Annotated in this window: 18 protein-coding genes; 15 read left to right on the top strand and 3 right to left on the bottom strand. The window is 64.1% G+C overall.

The features are described 5' to 3' along the window. The first annotated feature begins 51 nt into the window (after positions 1-51). From ACVWWH_RS03865 to ACVWWH_RS03850, 4 genes are all read left to right on the top strand, one after another. On the top strand, positions 52-2901 hold the full coding sequence (locus tag ACVWWH_RS03865; RefSeq protein ID WP_457315683.1) for an ATP-binding protein: 2850 nt from the start codon (positions 52-54) through the stop codon (positions 2899-2901). A 688-nt stretch (positions 2902-3589) separates the two neighbouring features. Then, positions 3590-3931, top strand: a complete 342-nt coding sequence (locus tag ACVWWH_RS03860; protein ID WP_457315682.1) for a hypothetical protein — start codon at positions 3590-3592, stop codon at positions 3929-3931. Between the two features lie 199 nt (positions 3932-4130). After that, entirely contained in the window at positions 4131-4859 is a 729-nt protein-coding gene (locus ACVWWH_RS03855; protein ID WP_457315681.1) for a hypothetical protein, read from the top strand. Positions 4860-6633: 1774 nt separating this feature from the next. Continuing rightward, a complete protein-coding gene (locus ACVWWH_RS03850; RefSeq protein ID WP_457315680.1) occupies positions 6634-7218 on the top strand; it encodes a hypothetical protein in 585 nt (194 codons plus the stop codon). Positions 7219-7281: 63 nt separating this feature from the next. Here the strand turns inward: ACVWWH_RS03850 and ACVWWH_RS03845 are convergent, their stop codons facing one another. After that, the gene (locus ACVWWH_RS03845; protein WP_457315679.1) at positions 7282-7530 is read right to left on the bottom strand and encodes a DUF1653 domain-containing protein; all 249 of its coding nucleotides are present in this window, start codon (positions 7528-7530) and stop codon (positions 7282-7284) included. Between ACVWWH_RS03845 and ACVWWH_RS03840 the strand changes: the two genes are divergently transcribed. The 5 genes from ACVWWH_RS03840 to ACVWWH_RS03820 all read left to right on the top strand — a co-directional run bounded on the left by ACVWWH_RS03840 (position 7449) and on the right by ACVWWH_RS03820 (position 11654). Then, positions 7449-7757, top strand: coding sequence for a hypothetical protein (locus ACVWWH_RS03840; protein WP_457315841.1), 309 nt, complete (start codon positions 7449-7451; stop codon positions 7755-7757). The two genes, ACVWWH_RS03845 and ACVWWH_RS03840, sit on opposite strands and share 82 nt — an antisense overlap. A 393-nt stretch (positions 7758-8150) precedes the next feature. Next, a complete protein-coding gene (locus tag ACVWWH_RS03835) occupies positions 8151-8642 on the top strand; it encodes a hypothetical protein (protein ID WP_457315678.1) in 492 nt (163 codons plus the stop codon). Positions 8643-8761: 119 nt separating this feature from the next. After that, complete coding sequence (locus tag ACVWWH_RS03830) at positions 8762-9154, top strand: hypothetical protein (protein WP_457315677.1); 393 nt, start codon at positions 8762-8764, stop codon at positions 9152-9154. 261 nt (positions 9155-9415) lie between these two features. Beyond that, positions 9416-10552: a hypothetical protein gene (locus ACVWWH_RS03825; RefSeq protein ID WP_457315676.1), complete on the top strand. Its 1137-nt coding sequence runs from the start codon at positions 9416-9418 to the stop codon at positions 10550-10552. Positions 10553-10823: 271 nt separating this feature from the next. Next, positions 10824-11654, top strand: a complete 831-nt coding sequence (locus ACVWWH_RS03820; RefSeq protein ID WP_457315675.1) for a type II toxin-antitoxin system Phd/YefM family antitoxin — start codon at positions 10824-10826, stop codon at positions 11652-11654. Between the two features lie 439 nt (positions 11655-12093). Here the strand turns inward: ACVWWH_RS03820 and ACVWWH_RS03815 are convergent, their stop codons facing one another. Together ACVWWH_RS03815 and ACVWWH_RS03810 are read right to left on the bottom strand one after the other, a co-directional pair. Continuing rightward, positions 12094-12447 (bottom strand): hypothetical protein, encoded by a 354-nt coding sequence (locus ACVWWH_RS03815; RefSeq protein WP_457315674.1) that lies wholly within the window; start codon positions 12445-12447, stop codon positions 12094-12096. An 865-nt stretch (positions 12448-13312) separates the two neighbouring features. After that, entirely contained in the window at positions 13313-14053 is a 741-nt protein-coding gene (locus ACVWWH_RS03810; protein ID WP_457315673.1) for a helix-turn-helix transcriptional regulator, read from the bottom strand. 151 nt (positions 14054-14204) lie between these two features. Here ACVWWH_RS03810 and ACVWWH_RS03805 point away from each other — a divergent pair, with 151 nt between their 5' ends. From ACVWWH_RS03805 to ACVWWH_RS03780, 6 genes are read left to right on the top strand one after another with little or no spacing between them, the layout of a single operon-like run. After that, positions 14205-15575 carry an MFS transporter gene (locus tag ACVWWH_RS03805; RefSeq protein ID WP_457315672.1) on the top strand — a complete coding sequence of 457 codons (1371 nt, stop codon included), beginning with the start codon at positions 14205-14207 and terminating at the stop codon, positions 15573-15575. Positions 15576-15626: 51 nt separating this feature from the next. Next, complete coding sequence (locus ACVWWH_RS03800; protein ID WP_457315671.1) at positions 15627-16019, top strand: RidA family protein; 393 nt, start codon at positions 15627-15629, stop codon at positions 16017-16019. A 7-nt stretch (positions 16020-16026) separates the two neighbouring features. Further along, complete coding sequence (locus ACVWWH_RS03795; protein ID WP_457315670.1) at positions 16027-17340, top strand: alanine racemase; 1314 nt, start codon at positions 16027-16029, stop codon at positions 17338-17340. A 24-nt stretch (positions 17341-17364) separates the two neighbouring features. After that, a complete protein-coding gene (locus tag ACVWWH_RS03790) occupies positions 17365-18933 on the top strand; it encodes an N-acyl-D-amino-acid deacylase family protein (RefSeq protein WP_457315669.1) in 1569 nt (522 codons plus the stop codon). 6 nt (positions 18934-18939) lie between these two features. Further along, entirely contained in the window at positions 18940-19872 is a 933-nt protein-coding gene (locus ACVWWH_RS03785) for a sugar kinase (RefSeq protein WP_457315668.1), read from the top strand. Positions 19873-19889: 17 nt separating this feature from the next. Then, entirely contained in the window at positions 19890-20522 is a 633-nt protein-coding gene (locus ACVWWH_RS03780) for a bifunctional 4-hydroxy-2-oxoglutarate aldolase/2-dehydro-3-deoxy-phosphogluconate aldolase (RefSeq protein ID WP_066501122.1), read from the top strand.

The following is a 20522-nucleotide window of genomic DNA, read 5'->3' as shown; positions in this document are numbered from 1 at the left end:
GAGCGTGGGATACGGCTCGTGGGCAAGTCGGTTGTCCAGGACAATAGGTGCATGGACGAGCACCGGGGCCTCCCGCTGATCGGGCGTGAGCGTGAACTTGCGGTACTTTCCCAGCTGCTACTCAAAGCTCAGCAGGGGCGTCCCCAAGTAGCTATGATCACGGGTGAAGCGGGGTCGGGCAAGTCAACCGTTGTAGAGGCCTTCCTCACTGAGGCGACGAGGAGTGCCACGACTCTTCGGGGCGTATGCAGTGAGGGTGCGACCGGGGGCGCGTTCGCTCCGTTTGCCGACGCTCTTCGCCCGTTGTGGCGCCGCGGTACGGCTAACCATTCAGCCGTGTCATCCCTTCGTCGATTGATCGATCCTGCTGCGGGGACAGACTCCGGTGTCAATGAGACCCGCACTCGTATGTTTGAGGCGGTGCTTGAGTTCTTCGCCGATCTCGACAACGTTGCCGTTCTCATGGTCGACGACCTTCAGTGGGCGGACCCGTCGTCTCTCGAACTACTTAGCTTCTTGGTGCGCAACCTGACGAATGAGCGGTTGCTCATTCTGCTGGCATCTCGAGACCGCGCACCAACGAGCGTTTACGAGGCTGTCGAGGATCTCCGTCATGCTGTTCACCTGACGTCGCTGCCCCTCCAGCCGTTGGACCGGTCACAGCTCGCTCACGCGTTTCAAGCCGCGTGGGGACACGCACCAGAGCCATCCGACCTTGAAACGCTGCACCAGCTCACGGGGGGTAACCCCTTCTACGTCGAGGAAGTCCTCACGTCTGTGTCCAAGTCGGCGCCTTTCGGGCTGCGCACGCTTCTCCTCCGGGAGGCCGCGGCGCTTGGGCCTGCCGCACGACACGTTGCGGACATCCTCGCCGTCGCCGGCGATCCCCTGCCACCGAGGATGGTAGAGGTGGCCCTCGGCGAGGATGCAGCATCGGCCCTGACGGAAGTAGCCGCTAGTCGTGTCGTGATGGTGTCCGGCACGGGTCTCCAGCTCAGACACAGCCTTTACCGCGATGCTCTGCTGGACGCGATGGTGCCCCCCCAGATGAGGAGTCTTCACAGCGAACTCGCCGAGATCGGCGAGCGACTGGCTGCTGAAGGAGTCGTAGGGATGGGTCCAGCGGCTGTCGCTCGGCACTGGCTCGCAGCCGGCGACGTGCGCCGAGCTATCCCGGTCCTTGCCCGGGCAGCACGACAAGCCGATGCCGTGTTCGCGTTCAACGAGGCCTACGAGCTCTGGTCGTCCCTGCTCAGGTGCCTGGACCTCTTGGAAGAAAGGGAACATAGCCATCGAACTCTTCGCTTAGAAGCGCTGACGTCTGCAGCCGCCGCGTCCCGGTGGCGGGGTGACCCTCGGAGGTCGGTGGACCTGATCACGTCGGCCCTCTCAATCACAACAACCCAAGAGCGTGCCGTTCGAGCGCGGTTCCATGGCCAGCGAGCCCATTTCTGGCGGCTCTGCGAACGACTCGAGGAGGCGTTGACCGACATCGAGGTCGCGGCGTCCCTTCTTGACACTCATGACCCGTCCGACCTCCGGGCGGCAGTGATCGCAGAACATGCCCGTCTGGTAATGCTGGGCGGAGACGTCAAGCAAGCTGGAGAACTGGCAGCTAGCGCTTTGACGGCCGCCCAGGACGCTCGCGACCCGGCTCTTGAGAGTCGCGCGCTGTGCACCTTAGGGGTTTCGCAGTTCGACGAAGGCGACCTGCATGCTGCTGTCAGCTCTCTGCGCCGCGCCCGGCTGCTTGCAGCAACCTACGGCACAGTGGACGATACGATCCGAGCGGCCAACAATCTATGCTTTGCGCTGGTGTCTAGCGGGCATCGGCTTGCAGGACTTGCGGCCGCCACAGAGGCAATCGAACTCGCCCGCCGTGCGGGTATTCGGCATCAGGGCGGCCCTGCTTCTGTGGCCGAAGCCAACGCGATTGCGGTGCTCGTTGAGCTGGGCCGCTGGCCCGAGGCCGCTCAGCGCCTGCAGTTGGCGATTGACGAGCCCGGGGACATCTACCACGACCGCGGCTGGCTGCTGGGTACCCGCGCGCAGCTCAACGCCTCGATGGGCCGATTCTCTGAGGCGGAGGCCGACCTCTCCACTCTGGACGATCTGAGCCTCGAAGAGGCGTCTACACGATCGGCTCGGGCGGCTGCCACAGCAGAACTCGCGCTCTGGCGGCATCAACCGGAGGAAGCCCTGCGGATGGCGACGTCAGCATTGGATACGACCGGTTCAGCCGTTGATCGAGGATATCTTCTCAGTTGGTGCCTCCGAGCCATCGGCGACCTAACCGACCTTGCGCGACTAAGGGGTCGAGATGCGGATCGCACCAACTGGGGGACGCAGGCCGCTGAACTTCTCGATAAGTTTGGTGCAGGCATCGCTGAGAGGGGCGATTACACCGCGGCTTTGATCGCCGCCGAGATGGGTCGCATCGCCGAGGGCGCGGTGCCGGAACTGTGGCAGCACGCGGCGTCCCAAGCTGGCGACCAGGCTTACGAAAGGGCATACGCCCTCTATCGAGAAGCGCAGGGAAGGCTGGTCCGAGGTGAGCGCAATCTGGCTTCCGCTCTGCTCGCCCAGGCACGTTTGTTAGCAGAGGAGCTGAGTGCCAGACCGCTGGCTTCCGCCGTAGAGGTCTACGCACTTCAAGAACGCTTACCCCTCGCCGCCGTGTCTCCTCCGGCTAAGCCAGACCTAGGGCTTCGGGAGCAACTCACTCAACGGGAGAACGAGGTGCTGGGCCTGCTACAGCAAGGCCTGACTAACCGAAAGATTGGCCGGATGCTTGGGATTACTGAGCGTACCGCCGGTGTTCATGTCGCTCATGTGCTCGCGAAATTAGGGGTAGCGAACCGTACCGCAGCGGCGGCCGTCGCGCGACAACTGGGGCTGTGATGCGTTCGCCCTGCGGCTAGCTCGAGCCCTCAGCAGGATGCTCGCGTGCCCCGTCGGGATGCACCTTCCCGGGCGTCGACCACTTACGTGGGTCCGGTTGAACCCGAGGCACGTCACTAGCTTGTTGTGACTTCTCCCCGGAATCCACGGCCGCTTCATCTGCCGCGGCGCCGACCGGCTCCCGGTTCTCTTCATTGAACTCGGCCTTGTCGTCCTCGAGCCGCTCGCCATCTGGTCCCGGCATGGCTCCTCCAATCCTTGATAGCTCAGTTTCAGCCTCTCCTCATTACGGAGCAAGGGTTCGCGTTCGCCCCGGGCAAGCTCAGCCTCATTGCGAGCGTCCGAATCTTCCGCTTTTTCGGGCGATTCGCTTCCCTCACAGCCGGTACGGTCCAACCCGAGCAGAACCAGTGACGTATGTCGGGCTGGTGATGCATGGCGTGTTCGATCTGAGAACCGGCTCGCTCAGAAGGACTTGTTTCCCGGCCATCTAAAGGACTTGCTGGCACAACTACGCCATGTGGCAGATCCGCGGTACACCAGCGAACAGTCAGCCTTGTACTAGTTCACTAGCAACCGCTCTGAACTAGCAAGGAGGCCACCATGAACCCCAGCCGGGTCCCTCTTCCGGTGACCACGCACTCGTGGATCGCTGCCCCTGATCTGCTGCTCCCAGTGAGGAGTCATGATGGATCCCGCTGATGTCGCCCGGATATGGCACCGCAACGGTAGCAGCTTCCCGGCGAACCGGCTCAGCCTCTATGCCCACGCGCTCGTTGCGCACCGGCCCATCGGCCCCTACCAGACGCTTGACGACGAGCAGGAAGACAGGGTCATCCTGGCCCTTTTTCGAGTCGACCGTCCCCGCGCGACATTCGAAGACCTCCATCAGGCTCCGGCGTTGGCGCTCTCTAGCTACCACCAACTCCTGCAGGACCTTGCCCGTGAAGGTTTCGGTCCGTATGAGCCAACGCCCGCGCAGGCTTCGGACCACCGGCTTGATCCGAAGGGGTGCATTGTGAACTCCTGAATAGCAGTCTCGACTCTTTGCCCCCCTTCCAGCAGAGCCGCCTCTCTTGAGCCGGGCATATATTCGTTCGTTCAACGTCTAGTCGCGTTACTCAAAACCTGAGGAGCGGCCAGTGTTTGTAGCAAGAAGATGGGAGTCGATTCAGCAATACTCCAACGCATCTTCACTCATCTCTGATCGATAGAAATGGAATATTCAAATGGTCGACAGCCACACTTTACAACTTCATACGCTCAGTCTGCTGCTCATATTCGGCCTCGCTGTGCTCCTCGGCGCATCCGGCTGCGGTGCGCCGGCGCCGGCAAGTCCGACCGATAACAGCACCTCCTACGGCACATCGCCGCCTCCGGCCGAGGCCTCAAGACCGGGGGCGACAGACACCGCTCCGCCGGTCGACAAGGCAGCCCAACCGAGCGGAGAAGACCCGCTGGGGACGAACCGCGTGGAACAGGGGCAGGGTCTGGTGACAGGGACCGTATATTGGCCCGACGGCCGACCTGCCTCCAATGTGGAGCTCCTCGTCTACCCGTCCGGCGTGGGGCCTTCGGGGGGAATCAGCGACATCTCCGCACTCGAAGCGGTCACCAGTGACTCCGGGCAATATGCGGTGGAGGGATGCCCATGCGCCTTCTCTATCTGGTTCTTCGAGGACACCGTCTTGGGAGCAACGAGCCCATTTAACGGTGGGCGAGCATGCTACATCCTGTTCCAGCACGGCGGTCAAGTCGACGATGTGCAGGCAATACCCGGGGAGGTCCTTGACTGGAAAATGGAGGACATGCCGTGTGCCTCTACGTACTTTAACCCCGGTGGCTACCAGGCGACTCTCACAGATCTTCTGCAGGCGCAGTCCAACGCAATCACCGGTATAGGTGACACTAGCTACTACGCAGGCCCATGGCAGGCGGCACGCATGCGACTGGGCTGATAACCGATAGCGCATTGCCTAACGCCCCGCATCCTTGGGTCGCCTATTTTCAGTGGTGATAAGGCGTCAATTTAGTTTCTCGATCAGCAGTCAACCAATGGCTGCCATCAAAAGCATCATCCTGACTTTGGGTGAGTCCGAAACTTCTCCCTCTAATGGCAGATCACTGTAAAATTGAAAGAAGATGACTATATATGAATACTCTGAAGCTGCTTAGCCCCTTTCCGACCGCTACAGCTATCGTCGTGATCCTCGGCGCCGTCGGAGTGGCCGGACCAGCGCACGCTCTGGAAGCACCAGCCATTCCCGTCGACTGCTCATACGGGCACCCATGTACCGATCTGAGGGATTCAGAGCCAGTCCGCCGCGGCGATCCGGTTCTCCCTGAGCGGCCCGGGCCCAAGATCGCGGTCACTCCTGCTCGAATCGCTTCCTTCTCGTCCCCTGTCCCTTCTCCGTCTCCGTTGCCCGAGCGCGGGCCGAACTGGATTTCTGCTGAGCCGCAGTTCTCCTTCAATCGTGGTGTTCCGTACGAATGTGCTGGCCACGAAACGGATGTCGCCTGCGAAGGAATGGGTGGGAACGGACCCACGGGCCGCTCCCATTCTTCGGCAGTCTGGCGCTTGCTTAATCTCGGACAGGAGCCTCCTGTCGCCGGAGAACTTGGAATCTACTGATGAGAGGAAATGAACAGTGATCACGCCATTGTGGAGTGGAATACGACCGCTTGCTCTTGCTGTCGGACTTGCTTCGGCGCTTCTAGTGGGAAGCTTCGGCGATCCTCCTGCTCGGGCCGATGATTCGGTCAACCCGGATAGTCCTGCCCATCTGGTCTGTATAGGAGCGGACCACTACTGCTACGACGTCACCAATAGTGGCGACGGCCAGGCAACCAGTTCTGGAGGCTCGGCTGGAAGTGGCGGCTCGGAAGGAGGCGGGGGAGGCGGCTCGGCGGGAGCGGCCAGCGACGAATCGAGGGGCCAGTCGACCGAGCCGGGCGGGTCGGCGGAGCCGAATCAGTCGACCGAGCCGGGCGGGTCGACGGAGCCGAATCAGTCGACCGAACCGGGCGGGTCGACGGAGCCGAATCAGTCGACCAAACCGGGCGGGTCGACGGAGCCGAATCAGTCGACCGAGCCGGGCGGGTCGACGGAGCCGAATCAGTCGACCGAGCCGGGCGGGTCGACGGAGCCGAATCAGTCGACCGAGCCGGGCGGGTCGACGGAGCCGAGCCAGCCGACCGACGGTGCTAACAACAAAGTTGACAGTCAGGTGCCCGACGACGAAAGGCCAGCTGTGCCCTTGCCGGACCCGCCGCGTGATTGTGGTGCTGAAGCTGCAAACGTCCAGGTTGCCTGCCAGAACCGGGGCACCATGGTCTGCGGCGTGCTCGCGGCATGCGGTGCAGCCGCCAGCCCAGTAGGTGCAGCGGTGGCCGGTGGTCTTTGCCTAGCCATCTATAACGTCGCTTGCATAAACGAGTACAGAGACTACGACGCGGCGTGCCGTAACGGGGGAGGTACCCCGGATGCTACTTGGCATTGGTACACGGGCCCATTCGTCTGGTTCTGATCGCTGATCGAGAAGGTCCGGTGAAAAATTCGTAGATGGCTTCAGGAGGGCGGGAACCGGTCCTCCTGAAGCCGTTCGATTCAGCCTGCGCTGCCCTTCAGGCCGTGTTCCTTTCGCCGAGCCCTGAGGATGCGCCAGGCCACAGGACGTTGCAGCACGGGAAATGCTAGCCGTCATCAAGGTTTTGCATCAGACTGCTTCCATGAGTCCTGAAGCATGGCTGGGTGTGCTACTTAGCGTTCCTGCAGCGCTAGCAGCCACCGCAATATGGCTCGTGGGGGCATTAGTCGTTGACCGGGTCCGCTTCGGTCGCGTGGACATCAAGGGCGCTTGGGCGGAATGGGTTGAGAGTGGCGACGACCGATGCTTCAGTGTCGGCGTCATTGAACGCCGGGCGTTCACAAGTCAGTACGTGTTCGACGGCACTAACTATCATAACGACGGAAGGCCGTTTTGTTATTGGCGAACCGTGAAAAGCCATTTTGGACAGGATAAGTCGGAATACATTTATGTGTTTGCAACTAAAGATGTAACGTCTTTGCAGACTACTTCTTACGGGTACGGTGTGGTTAACCTCGCTTCGGATGGGAAGAGCCTGGTTCCGGCTGGCGGCTTCTACATGTACTCCGTAGGAACAAACACTGCCCTCCAGAGGGATCACACCCTCAAGAGAGCCGACAAGAATGAAATTCCGAAACCGGGAGAGAATGCCGCAAAATTCCTCGCTCGGACCTTCCCAGCCGAATGGTCAGTGCTGAACCCATTATCGACTATAGACGAAGCGTAACGGCGCGCCACCCGTGCTTTCGGCCGTCTCGGTCGGTCGAATGCCTCAACTTTTTCCTCAGATCTAGGCAACTCGCACCAACCTTGGCCCGATGTAGCCATTCCGCTCTACTGTTTCCTCGAACATTCTGACTGGTCTGGCCCAATAGCTGTAATTGCCATAGAGAGTGCGGTAAAGTACGAGCGCCTCGCCGGTTTCGCTGTGGGTCCCGGGCCGAGACAGCCCAGGCCATGGAGCTGATGGCCGAGGCCGACCGGGAAGACCGCGACCGCCCGCACGACGCAGACCAGGAGAAGCAACGCCCCGAGACACTGGCCGACGAGGCCGGCCACCTGTACGACTCGGCCGAGCGCCGCCAGGAGCTCGCGGACAGCCTCGAAGGCCTCTCCGACCGCGAGGCCGTGCAGGCACGACTCAGCGCCGACCAGGACCAAGCCACCCCACCCACCGCAGCTGTCGCCAAAGCACCAGGACGCAGCCCCAAGGCCCGCGGAGCCAACGGCCAGACCAAGCTCCTGCAGAAGGGCGTGAGCCGCTGAGACTCACAGCGTCCTCGTCCGGACTGCCGAGGCGCCTGGATCCGGGTGAGACTTTGCGCGAGTGCGATGGGCGCGCCCTTGGTGACCTAGTCCGCGACCGCCCGGAGCGGGGACGGAGGACATCACAGTTGTCAGCTGATGAGACTTCGTCAGGCTGGTCACCGGCCCCGGTCGCTAGGCTGTGTCCGGCACCCTGCTCTGGTCACCGGTGCTCAAGATCCATCCGCCGTAGCTCGAAGCCCAACGTCTGCTGCAGACCAGGAGGGCGAGGGGGCTCCACGGACAATGAGTGCTGTGGCTAATTCCTGCATCTTCTGCGGCTCGACTGGTTCTCTGACTCGCGAGCACGTGTTCGGTCAATGGGTCAGCAGAACCGGTCTTGACTTGAGTCCTGTGCAGCACAAGGCCGGCCCTCTGAACGGCCTCAGCCGTGACATGGGCAGGCAGCCCCCATACCGACAGACCGTGAAAGTCTGCGCGGCATGCAACAACGGCTGGATGAGTCGACTTGACGTCATCGCACAGCGCGCCTTGACGCCGCTGATCCTTGGAAACGCGGTGAGCGTAGCTATTGACGATCAGCCGGAGATCGCGAAGTGGATCCAGAAGACTGCACTCACCGCGATGCTTCTTTCGAGCCAAGACCAGCGGGACGCCGGGTACGGCCTCCCGCCTTCTGAGTATGACGCGTTGTACGGCCAGAGACACCTGAAGCAGCCGCTCGATGCAAGCCGCTTCTGGCTCGGCCGATACGAGGGGCCCGAGGGTTTCTGGGCGGTCCGCGTCACACCGCTTGCCGTGCGCGTGGGCGGACTTCCGGAGCCGGCTACGCCGCAAGCGTATCTCTTCACTATCGTGCTCGGCGGCTCATCATGCATGGGTTAAGATTCACGACCCCGACGCTAGAGATCAGCGTAGAGAGCACCCTAGATATGCCTCAGCTCTGGCCGTCCAGTGGTCCTCTCCAGCTGCCCTCGGGCGAGCCCTGCACGGCAGCGTTGTTCTTGGACCTTTCCGACGGGAAAATGCTGCGATCTGCCGTCGACGGTGTTGAGCTGCGCCCCTGGGCTCCAGCAACGGCTCTGCCACAAAGCGAGATCGTCGACGGCATGGTGAGACTCCCAGCTCTCTGCCGAAAGCACAGCCTCTATTACCCGCCCACATTGCTGAGGGAGGCGCTGCGAGGCCAGTTCTACGCCTTCGTGGCAATGTGTGCGTGCTCGGTGGCCTACCTGATCGAGATGGAATCCGACGGCGCCCACTGCAAGGCGGCGGACGACGCGCTCGCCGTGGCAGAGATCTACGAGAACCTGCGAGGCGAGGAGTTCTTGATTCGCGAACAGCGTGGCGACTTTGTCTGCAAGCGGCTACCGGTTGGTGCTGCTGACAACCCCTAGAGTTGGCCCAGACCGCTTCTGTAGCGACGGCTTTGCGAAGCTACGCCATCACGGGCTCTGGTGGCACACTCTCCCTAGCAGGCGGCCGGCGCTCCGGATGCGCCCCGACTGGCAGAACCTAACGAGCTCAACGCGGCGCACTCGGCCGAGCCGGCAGCTGCGCAGTACATGGCTCGGAATATAGGAGTTGATATGAAACTAATTCGCACAGTCTTCGTCGAACTTTCGCCCGCACCATCAATTGATGCTAGGCGACTCAGATTGTCCAGCGAGAACGGTTCAGCGGTGGACTGGGTGGCAAGAATGCCCCTACCCGCATCACACCCCTTCATCATGAGCAAAGTATTGGCTTCAAAAGACTCAACTCGAATCCTTTACCTAAATGACGCCACTGGCGATGTTGAAGCGCTTGAGCAGTCGGTTCATCCTGACAATTCGGATAAAATCAGCCCTGTTTGGCTGGCCAAATTTGACACAATAAACAGTGCAGTCGATGACGCCGGCAAGCCTTACTGCGCCATCAATTATTGTGGCGGAGTAATGGAGGTAATTCAGGCCGAAGTCGCGATGCCAGAGCAGCTCGAGGTTGCAGCCGACGGCGCCATTGACATCCCTGAGTTCGAACTTCGCCACTCGATAGAATTGACAGAGAACCTCATTGACGTAATAGCTTTGGTGTATCGAGGGCAAAAGAACGTCTCCAACCCGCGAATGCCGATTGCTCTCGTTGCCGAAAATGCCGAAGAGCTTGAATGGTTGAATAGAACCAGGGGCATCCGCCACCTAAACAGCCTAGAGGTGCGCATGGAGGATCGCTACCATTTTGACCTTCATGAACTCCCCGGCGACGTCTTTTCTGATCGCATCGGCGGCGTGGAACTCCTATCGGATGCCATCTCCCAAGAGTGGCCCCCTGCAAGATATAGAGAGCTGATTCGATACTTTGAATACGCATTTCGTCTGGCCTCTGGTCGTTTGGCCGGTCCGCTAATCCGACTTTTGGCCCAATCTAAACACGGCTTCAAACCGCGGGAAGTTGATGACTGGATCAAGCAGCGCGGAGCCGTTATTCACGGGGACGTTCGCACGGATGAGCAAATACTCAACGTGGACGTCAGCCCGATCGTCGAGCGAATGGAGCTGGCTGCTCTGGAAGTTTTAATCTACAAGGGAGTATGGAGAAGTCCGTCAGGTGAGAGGCGTAGCATCGGCGAGGCTGCTTCCCGAAAGTCGATTGATGTTCCAGAAGCGATAATTCAGAAGCGCTCGACATCAATCAGCTTTTGGCCGGCCCTCGGCTCTGCACAAGTGCCGATCAACTTCATGAGCGGGGCTGATCCAACGGTTCGTCGTGCGGGTTGGTGGCAGAAGCCGTTTGAAGAAGGCGAAGTTCAATGAGAGCGAGTATCCCCTGCATGCCTCGACGTTGAGCTGCAACTGGACGTCCCGCGGAGCGCAGATACCAACGACACCAAGGTACGTGAATGCGCCACTCAATCGGGCGCCGGAACCAGGAAGGAACCGGTGAAGGCCTAGGCCCCCGGAGCGCCCATTGGAGCAGGCCAAGGTCCACGTTGCCATCAGAGCTATAGGCTCTTCCCGGCTTCCCCATGACGTGGTACTCTAGATGTCAGACAGGTGTCAGACGACGTCGGGGAGAAGGTTGTTCGTGGCCACTATCACGGTGCGAGAACTCGTGCGGGACTCAAAACGCGTGTTTGAAACCCTCAGTGCAGAGAGAACGCCAATCGTCGTGACCCGCAACGGTCATCCTTTCGCCGCCCTAATGCCGATAGACAAGGATCAGGCGGAAACGCTGCTGCTGGCATCGAATCCTGAAATTGTCGAAATGCAGAATGCTGCTGAAAAGGTTATTGCCGACGGGGGAGCGACATCCCTGGATGATGCTTTGATAAGGCTAGAAGAAGAATCGACGACGACGCAAGACGAGGCTTCGGATACTTTGGAAGTCGCGGAAGCGGGGACTTCGAGCGAAGAGGTGGCAAGAGATATCACAAAGACCGCCGATTACATCACGGACGCCACGATAAAGAATGTGGCTTCAGTGGCGGCTAGTTCTCAACCAGATCGACAGTGGATTGAAAGAATCCACCAACTCAACTCCGAGCTGGTGCGGATCATTTTCTTTGACGAACTGGGTCGAACGGGCGGTTTTCGAGCCCACAAGAGAATTGGTCGTCGGAAAAAGAACGAGCTGCGCGAGGTTTCGCTTAAGGCTAACCGCACTGCTCTACATAATGCGCGGCGGATCGTTCTCGAGGTGAATAATGAAGTGGTCACCAGCGCGCTTAAGGATCAGGCTTTGGGGGAGCTTGGCGAAGCGATTGAGACCGAACTTCGAGGTGGGGTCGCCTTTGCAAAAAGGTCCGCGTTGGTGCGTAGTTCGGAAATTCCGCTGCAGGTTGCTGCGGTTTCGAGTACCTCCGACGGCCCAAAGCCTAGGGAGTCCAGTCCTCGTCGGCTATTGCGGCGTCGCTGACTTATGCGGTCTGGGCCTTAGGGGTCCAATTCCTCTGCTCTTTTGGCTAGGGCCTCCAAATCTTCATGAATGTGCAAACTCCTGTTTGCGGGGCTGATAGTTGCGACGAGAGCGAAAACGACCGTTGCAGTTGATGCTAGGACAAGGGCGAAGCACAGTTGCCAGATTTGCTCTGACCAGACGGGTATGGCTCCGTAGATGGCGGCGATCTCTCCTAATCCTGCCCAGACTGGAGTGCTCCAATGAATGGCAGATTGGTTGAGGAACCGGGGAAGAAGGGCCACTGCGATCAGTAGGGTAGCAAGAATCTGGCTCATCAATGAGAAAAAGCCGAGTTGTGTAGCAGTTTCCATTTTGGGGGCCAGTAGAAAGCTGAGTAACAGGACGGCTACCGGAACGACTAGATTCTGGAGCGTGCTGATGATGACACCTACGGTCTTCATGTCAGTGGATTTCGTCCTTGCTCTATGAGTCGGTTCATTTCTTCGGGTGTCATGATCCGGGCCACGCAAAGGGTCCCCAAGCGGAGACCTTGATCCCAGAACTTAGGATTTCCCTTATTGAATTGGCCTACGGCATGGCGGTCGCCCAGGCCGAAAATTATCCAGGACCCCTTGTCGCCTCTGGGGATCTCGAAGGGTGCGCCTGCGAGAATTTCTGCATCGGATAGGAGTTTGAGAAGCCGGTAGTATTTGCGTTGGGTGGCTTGGTCGGGAAGGTCAAGGGTCACCAATTGTGAGGGCGAACCGTCCGGGTTTTTCTCAACCACTGAAATCTCAATGTAACGCTTCACGGATCACCTTGGCCTCGCTGTCGCCAGTCACCTGACTAACTTAGTGGACCGATGGCGAGCAGGCGAGGATATTGAACGAAGCTTGTGTCGTGAGACGGCTGAGCTGAAGCTGCAATGTCACGGGCTGGTTCTGTCCTGTCGTAATCAGGACCGGCCGGCGTGTGCGCGGCGTCTGTGGAGGCGGACTGCGGTAGAGCGGGGCCAGCTATGGAGAGCCTGACGACGGGGGACTGGTGAAGGCGCGAGGTTAGCTGCTGTCTGTCGTGCCGCGTTGTTGTTCTTGGGTCCCTGACTCTACCGCCTGGATCGCGATATAGTGCGGGACGGGTGGAACGCCGGAAGTGGCTGCTGTCGCAGTCCTTATGCTATGGCCCTCCATGGTCTGGGGCCTCGCGAAGGGCGTCAAGCGGGCGAAAACCTCGAAGAGGGCGCAGTTACGCTCCCTTTTTCCCGGCACGTTGGTCGTGCCAGCCGGTTGGGCCTGGTTCATGGTCCCGGCGCTCCGGTCGTGGCCGCAGATTCAGTACGACCGTAGAGCATACATTCCGTTCGTGCCCGTGGCCACCCCGGATGGTCTGAGGATTATCTGGAGTCGTTCCGTGGGCAATCTGTCCTCCTAGAGGAGTTGCCGTACGCCGCGGTCCGCTCGGTGCAGGCAAACCGGTCGAAGGGAGACATTACGCGGCGCCGCCAAGCTGCTGGCTCTGGGCTTGGGGAGCCCCCGAAGCCGCTCTCCCCTGGGTGCCAATAGCGGCGCAATACAACTAGGTATGAATCATCATTTGCTTGACATAAGATCCATTCTCGGCGCGCGCTGGTCGCGGAACGCTTACCGTTCCGGCGCTAGCTGTGGGCCACAGCGCCGTCACTCGCCCGCGACGTGGTTCCGTGCCTCATCAAGGTACGAATACGCCGTCACCCGCGAGATCCCCAGCCGCGCCGCGACGCGGTCGATGCCCTTCCGCATCTGCAGCACGCCCTGCTGGTCGAGCTTAGTGAGGATGGCGATGCGGTCGTCTCGGCTCATCTGGTCCACGGGCTTGCCGACCTCGCGGATGGCCTCGGTGACCATGGCGTCCATCACGGCCACGAGGTCCCGGCCGAAGAACTCGTTCGGCTGCTCGGGGGAGTCCGAGGCAGCCGCCGGCAGCAGGCCCTGGAGGAGGGACTGCAGGCGCTGGATCGTGCTGATGTCGAAGTTGATGCAGAGGGCGGCGATGATGCGCCCGGCGGAATTGCGGAAGTAGACGGAGGAGCACCGCAGCTCGCGGCCGTCGGCCGTGAAGCCGCGGTAGCCGAACGCGTTGTGCTCCGCGCCCTGGTTGTGGAGCACGCCGGCGCCAAGGCTCGACGACGGGCCGCCCACCTCGCGCCCGGTCACGTGCCCGTTCTCGATCGCGGCGATCGTGTGGCCGAGGTCCACGTCGGGGGCTGAGAGGTCATGCAGCACCACCTCGCACCCGGGGCCCACGGCGGCCGCCATCGCGTGCATGGCCGGGCGGAACACGGCGAGGATCTCGTCCACGGACTCGTACGTTCCCATGCGGGCGAGCGGGTGGTCCGCCGCCGGCTGGGCCGAAGTCAGGGTCATGTCTACCTCGCTCATGGGTCAGTCCTACGCGTCGCCGAAGGCCATAGACAAATTGTATTGGCCATAGACAGACTGTTCAAGGGGGTGCTAGCTTCGACAACGAAGGGCCGGGCGACTCGCCGCCCGCACTCACCGCATCTGCACACATCGGGGCAAGGAGGCTCTCGTGGCACAGGCATACCAGGTACCGCAATCGGGGTGGCGCTCGATCTCAGCGAAGCAGCGCCGCACGGTCGCTGGCGGCGCGATCGGCACGCTCATGGAGTACTTCGACTACTACCTCTACGGGCTGGCCTCGGCCACCGTCTTCCCCGCGGTGTTCTTCCCGGGCGACAACCCCGTGGTCGGAACGCTCTCCTCGTTCGCCAGCTTCGCGTTCGGCTTCCTGCTCCGGCCGATCGGCGGGCTGGTCTTCGGCCACATCGGCGACCGCATGGGCCGGAAGACCACCCTGATGATCACCGTCATCGGCATGGGCATCTCGACGGCGGCGATCGGCCTGATCCCCTCGGCCAGCTCCATCGGGATCGCCGCACCGATCCTCCTGCTCTTCTTCCGCATGCTGCAGGGGCTGTTCGTCGGCGGCGAGATGGGCGGCGCGGCCGCGCTCGTCGTCGAGCACGCCCCGGCCGGCAAGCGCGGCCTGTACGGCGCGCTGCTCATCAGCGGCGCCGGCATCGCCAACGTCGCCTCGGCCGGCCTGATGGCGGCCTTCGGCGCCGGACCCAAGTCGTTCTTCATGGAGTGGGGCTGGCGCGTTCCCTTCCTCCTCGCCCTCGTGCTGGCCATCGTGGCGATCGTGCTGCGGTCCAAGCTGGAGGAGTCCGAGGAGTTCAAGGAGCTGTCGGCGAACCGCGAACGCAAGGGCGCGCAGCGCAAGTCCCCGCTCCGCGAGGTCTTCCGGCACCCGAAGAACGCCATCCTCGGCATCCTCATCGGCCTCCCGCAGAGCATCGCCGGGTACGTTGTCCTGACGTTCGGCCTCGCCTACATGGTCTCCAAGGGCACTCAGGCGCAGGTGGGCTTCATCGGCACCATGATCGTGGGCGTCCTGCAGATCTTCGTCGCTCCGATGTGGGGCAGCCTCTCGGACAAGATTGGCCGCCGCAAGGTCTACATCGGCGCCTGCATCGGGTTCGCCCTCCTGGTCTACCCCGCCTTCGCGCTCTTCAGCACCCAGACCGCGATCCTGATCTGGCTGGGCATGGTGGTCGGCTTCGTGATCCCCGGCGTGGCCATGCAGGGCACGCTCCAGACGATGCTCGTCGAGATGTTCGACGTCGAGGCCCGCACCACCGGGGTCAACATCGGCTACCAGATCTCGAACACGATCGGCGGCGGCTTCGCCCCGCTCATCGCGACCGCGCTCTCCGCCGCCTTCGGCAGCGTGTGGCCTGTGATCATCTACGTCGCGGTGATCGCCCTCATCGGCGTCGTCGCCACCGCCTACGCCTCCTTCCGGCCGGACACCGAGGACGCAGGCCGGCTGCACGAGCCCGCGGCTGAGGCCACCGCCACCGAGACCTCCACCCACTAGACCCCCACCCACTAGACCCACCCACTGAGACTTCAGAGAGAAGGACACCTCATGACCGTCACGACCAAGACCGCCTTCCACACCACCAACGCCCCGCAGCCCGCCGGCCCCTACAGCCAGGCGATCGAGGCCAACGGGTTCGTCTACACGGCCGGCTTCGGCCCGCAGGATCCCGCCACCGGCGCCGTCTCCGACTCCGTCGCCGAGCAGACCCGTCAGGTGCTGCGCAACATCCAGGCCGTCCTCGCCGAGCGCGGCCTCACGCTGGACGACTGCGTCAAGACCACCGTGCACCTCGCCGACCTGGCCGACTTCGCCGCCTTCAACGAGGCATACCAGGAGTTCTTCTCCGAGCCCTACCCGGTGCGCACCACGGTCGGGTCGCAGCTGGCGAACATCCTCGTCGAGATCGACGTGGTCGCCGCAGTGCCCGAGGGCCGCTGAGGAACGGATGGCAGGGCAGCTGCGACTGGGGGAGCTGGGCACCACCCGGCTCTCCCCACGTGACAAGGGAATCCCGGACCGCGCCGTCGGCATGACGGTGGCCGAGTTCCTCGCCAGCGGGCCGAGGCTCTCGGAATTCTGGACGCCGATCGTCGCCCTCGACGGCGAACGGATCAGGCACAACCTCACCGTGATGGGCCGATGGTGCGCGGACCGCGGGCTCGAGCTGATGCCGCACGGCAAGACCACCATGGCTCCCTCGCTGTGGCAGCAGCAGCTCGACGCCGGCAGCCTCGGCATCACGCTCGCCACCATGGGGCAGGTCCGCACCGCGCGCAGCTTCGGCCTGGCGTCCATCATGCTGGCCAACTCCGTGGTCGACGAGCGCTCGCTGGCCTACCTCGCCGGTGAGCTGGCGGACCCGGAGCTCCGCTTCGTCTGCTGGGCGGACTCGATCGCGACGCTTGAGGCGATGGAGCGCGGGCTCCGCCGAGCTGGCACGCCCCGGCCGGTGGACGTGTGCGTCGAGCTGGGCGCCGCCGGTGGGCGCACCGGGGCGCGGACGGTCGCCGAGGCGCACGACGTCGCGCGGCGGGCTGCCGCTTCGGACGTCCTCCGCCTGGCGGGGGTCTCCGGCTACGAAGGTTCGCTCGCGCACGACCGGTCGGACGAGTCCCTCGCCGCCGTGCGCTCCTACGTGGAGCGGCAGGTCGAACTGCACCGCGACCTGACCGAGCTGTACGACGGCGAGGGCGACCTCTACATCACGGCGGGCGGCAGCGCCTACCCCGACGTGGTCGCCGACGTGTTCGGCAGCGCGATGGCCGACGATTCGCGCACTGGCGACTCGCGCACCCTGTGGACGCTGCGCAGCGGCGCCTACATCACGCACGACGACGGGTTCTACCGCCAGATCTCTCCGTTCGACGAGGGGAGCGCCCGAGCCGCCGGCCCCGCAACGGCGAGCCGACTGCGCTCGGCGATGCGCGGCGTCGCCCGTGTGGTGTCCCACCCGGAGCGCGGCCTCGCGCTGCTCGACGGCGGGAAGCGGGACTTCCCGTTCGACGAGGGGCTGCCGGTGCCCCGCGCCGTCGCGAGCGATCTGGACGGCGAGTGGGCGCCCCTCGCGGAGGCCTCGATCCTGGCCATGAATGACCAGCACAGCTATCTGGGGCTGGCGGGCCAGGACGTAGCCCTCGGCTCGGTCGTCACGCTGGGGCTGTCGCACCCCTGCACAACCTTCGACAAGTGGCGCTTCCTGCCGGTCGTGGCCTCGCAGGACGACGACCGCGTCGTCGACCTCGTCCAGACCTTCTTCTGACCCCTCTACACGGAAAGGCGCACGATGCGGTTGCTCCTGCGCGGCGGCACAGTCGTCCACAGCACCGGGATGCGGACGGCGGATGTCGCCGTCGACGGTGAGCTGATCACCGAGATCGGCGAGATCGCGCCCGACCCCGATGACCAGATCATCGACTGCACCGGGCGCTACGTGCTGCCCGGATTCATCGATGCCCACTCGCACGCCGACGGCCTTCTCGAGGACGAGGCGGTGCAGCGGGCCCTGCTCAAGCAGGGGGTCACCACGGTGATCGCCGGGCAGGACGGGGTCTCGTACGCGCCGGGGGACGGAGCCTACGCGAGCGAGTACTTCGCCGCCATCAACGGCCCGCACCCGCGCTACGCCGGAGGCGGCGTCGCGGCCTATCTCGCCGCGGACGACGGCCGGTCCCGGCTGAACTCCGCCTACCTCGTGCCGGGCGGCACGGTGCGCTGGGAGGTCTGCGGGCGCTCCACTGCCCCCGCGGACGAGGAGCAGCGCGCCGCCATGGCCGCCCTCGTCGAGGACGGCATGCGCGAGGGCGCGGTGGGGATGTCCACCGGGCTCGACTACGCCCCCGGGATCTTCGCCACCACCGACGAGATCGCGGCGCTGTGCGCCCCGGTGGCCGAGGCCGGCGGCGTCTACGTCACGCACATGCGGGGCGGGTACGAGGCCAACTCCGCCGCGGGGGTCGACGAGATCGCCCGCATCGCCGAGGCCTCCGGCGCCCGGGTCCACATCTCGCACTTCCACGCCCAGGCGCACATCGTCGCCGAGCAGCTCGACGCCCTCGCCCGCGCAGGCGTGGACGCCACCTTCGACGCCTACCCCTACACCCGCGGCTGCACGCTGCTGGCCATGCCGCTGCTGCCGCCGGACCTCTCGCTGCTGCCCCCGGACGCCGTCGTCGAGGCCATCAGCGACCCGGCCCAGCGGGCACAGCTCCGCCGCGAGTGGTTCCCCAAAGTGGAGCGCAACGCGAGCCTCGGACCCGAGTGGCCGTCGATGATCACCCTCGCCCACATCGCAGCCCCCGAGTTCGCGTGGGCCCACGGCCTCACCCTCGACGCGGCCGCCGCGCGGAACGGCGCCGATCCCATCGACTTCGCGCTGGACGTGCTCGCGGCGTCCCGCCTCGAGGTCAACGCCATCATGGCGGTGCGCCACGAGCGGCCGACCTCCGAGCTCGCGGCCATCTTCTCCAGCCCCCGCCACCTCGGCGGCTCCGACGGCATCTTCATCGGCGCCCACCCGCATCCCCGGGCCCGCGGGACCTTCGCGCGCTACCTGCGCGAGTTCGTGAGGGAGACGCCGACGTGGTCCTGGCCGGAGGCTGCCGGCCACCTGTCCGCCGGCCCGGCGGCGCGGTTCAGCCTGGGCCGCCGCGGGCGCGTGGCACCGGGGTGGGTCGCCGACCTCATCGTCGTCGACCCCCAGACGGTCGCCGACACCGCCACGTACGAGGAGCCGCTCGGCGAGGCTGTGGGCATCGACGACGTCCTCGTGGCGGGCCAGCCGGTGCTCGCCCGCGGCGCGCTCATCGACGGAGCCCCGGGTCGCGGCCTCAGACGCGAGCACATCGGAGAATAGGGAGTCATGCTGCACACCTCGAACCCACGCCTGATCACCATCGGCGAGACGATGATGATGGTGACGCCCGCCCGCGCCGAGTCCCTCGCCACGGCCGACGACGTGCGCCTCCACCCGGGCGGCGCGGAATCCAACGTTGCCTGCCACATGGCCCACCTGGGGGTGCACTCGGCCTGGGTCAGCGCCGTCGGTGATGACGTCCTCGGACGCCGGATCGTCGAGTCGATCCAGAGCCGCGGCGTCGACACCCGCTGGGTCACGGCCGACCCTACGGCTCCCACTGGGGTCTACTTCAAGGACCCCGGCCACGGCGTCCTGTACTACCGGCGCGGGTCTGCCGCGTCCCGGATGAGCCCGGCCACCGTCGCGGGCATTCCGCTCGAGGACGCCGACGTCGTGCACCTCTCCGGGATCACCCCCGCGCTGTCCCCGACCTGCGCCGCCCTGGTCGACGCCGTGATCGAGCGTGTCGGCGCGAGCACCGCGACGCTGACCTTCGACGTCAACTACCGCCCCTCCCTGTGGCCCGAGAGCACCGCTGCCGACGTCCTGCGCCAGCTGGCCAACCGGGCAGACGTGGTCTTCGTGGGCCTCGACGAGGCGCAGGCCCTGTGGGGCTGCGCGACGCCGGACGACGTCCGGGCCCTCCTTCCCGGGCCGGACAGGGTGGTGGTCAAGGACGGCGACGTCGGCGCCACCGAACTGGGCAGGGACGGAACCGTGTTCGAGCCCGCGATCCCCACCGAGGTCCTGGAGGCGGTCGGCGCCGGCGACGCCTTCGCCGCGGGCTACCTCGCAGCCGACCTGAACGGGGCGGGCGCCTCCGGGCGGCTCCGCGCCGGCCACGAACGGGCGAGACTGGTCCTGCTCTCGATGAGCGACTTCGTCGCAGATCCTCCCGCTGCCGCATCGGCAGCGCTCACGCAGCCCACCTCCTGAAAGGACCGGTCTTTTCGATGATCGACAACTCTGAGTTCAGCAGCATCTTCGGCGGAGCGCCGCTCATGGCGATCCTCCGCGGCATCGGGGTGGAGAGGAGCCTGGCCGTCTCGGCCACCGCCTGGGACCTCGGCATCGACGTCGTCGAACTGCCCATCCAGACCCCCGACGACGTCGAGGCCCTGCGCGCCGTCGCGGCCGCCGGGCGCGAGAGGGGCAAGGTCGTGGGCGCGGGCACCGTCGTCTCCCGTGAGCACGTGCGGCAGGCGGTCGAGGCGGGGGCTCACTTCACGGTGAGCCCGGGGTTCGACCTCGAGGTGGTCCGTGCTTCCTCCGAGGCCGGGCTGCTGCCGCTGCCCGGGGTGGCGACGCCGAGCGAGGTGCAGATCGCGCTCAAGGAAGGGCTGACCTGGCTCAAGGCCTTCCCCGCCTCCGTGCTCGGCACCGAGTGGATCAAGGCGATGAAGGGCCCCTTCCCCGAGGCCAAGTTCGTCACAACCGGCGGGATGCATGCCGGGAACGCGGGGGAGTTCCTCGCCGCGGGCGCGCGGGTCGTCGCGGTCGGGTCCGCACTCGAGGACCCGTCCCAGCTCCCCAAGCTCGCGGAACTGCTCGGCACCTCCGGCCAGCCGGTGCCGGCAGGGCAGTAG

It is taken from the genome of Sinomonas sp. RB5 (assembly GCF_054063535.1).
The sequence above is the reverse complement of the archived record's forward strand: the minus strand, read 5'-3'. Positions and strand labels throughout refer to the sequence as shown.

Coding starts and splice junctions, on each gene's coding strand:
- ACVWWH_RS03865 (WP_457315683.1), top strand. CDS start 52: ATGGACGAGCACCGGGGCCTCCCGCTGATCGGGCGTGAGCGTGAACTT.
- ACVWWH_RS03860 (WP_457315682.1), top strand. CDS start 3,590: ATGGATCCCGCTGATGTCGCCCGGATATGGCACCGCAACGGTAGCAGC.
- ACVWWH_RS03855 (WP_457315681.1), top strand. CDS start 4,131: ATGGTCGACAGCCACACTTTACAACTTCATACGCTCAGTCTGCTGCTC.
- ACVWWH_RS03850 (WP_457315680.1), top strand. CDS start 6,634: ATGAGTCCTGAAGCATGGCTGGGTGTGCTACTTAGCGTTCCTGCAGCG.
- ACVWWH_RS03840 (WP_457315841.1), top strand. CDS start 7,449: ATGGAGCTGATGGCCGAGGCCGACCGGGAAGACCGCGACCGCCCGCAC.
- ACVWWH_RS03810 (WP_457315673.1), bottom strand. CDS start 14,053: ATGAGCGAGGTAGACATGACCCTGACTTCGGCCCAGCCGGCGGCGGAC.
- ACVWWH_RS03800 (WP_457315671.1), top strand. CDS start 15,627: ATGACCGTCACGACCAAGACCGCCTTCCACACCACCAACGCCCCGCAG.
- ACVWWH_RS03795 (WP_457315670.1), top strand. CDS start 16,027: ATGGCAGGGCAGCTGCGACTGGGGGAGCTGGGCACCACCCGGCTCTCC.
- ACVWWH_RS03790 (WP_457315669.1), top strand. CDS start 17,365: ATGCGGTTGCTCCTGCGCGGCGGCACAGTCGTCCACAGCACCGGGATG.
- ACVWWH_RS03785 (WP_457315668.1), top strand. CDS start 18,940: ATGCTGCACACCTCGAACCCACGCCTGATCACCATCGGCGAGACGATG.
- ACVWWH_RS03780 (WP_066501122.1), top strand. CDS start 19,890: ATGATCGACAACTCTGAGTTCAGCAGCATCTTCGGCGGAGCGCCGCTC.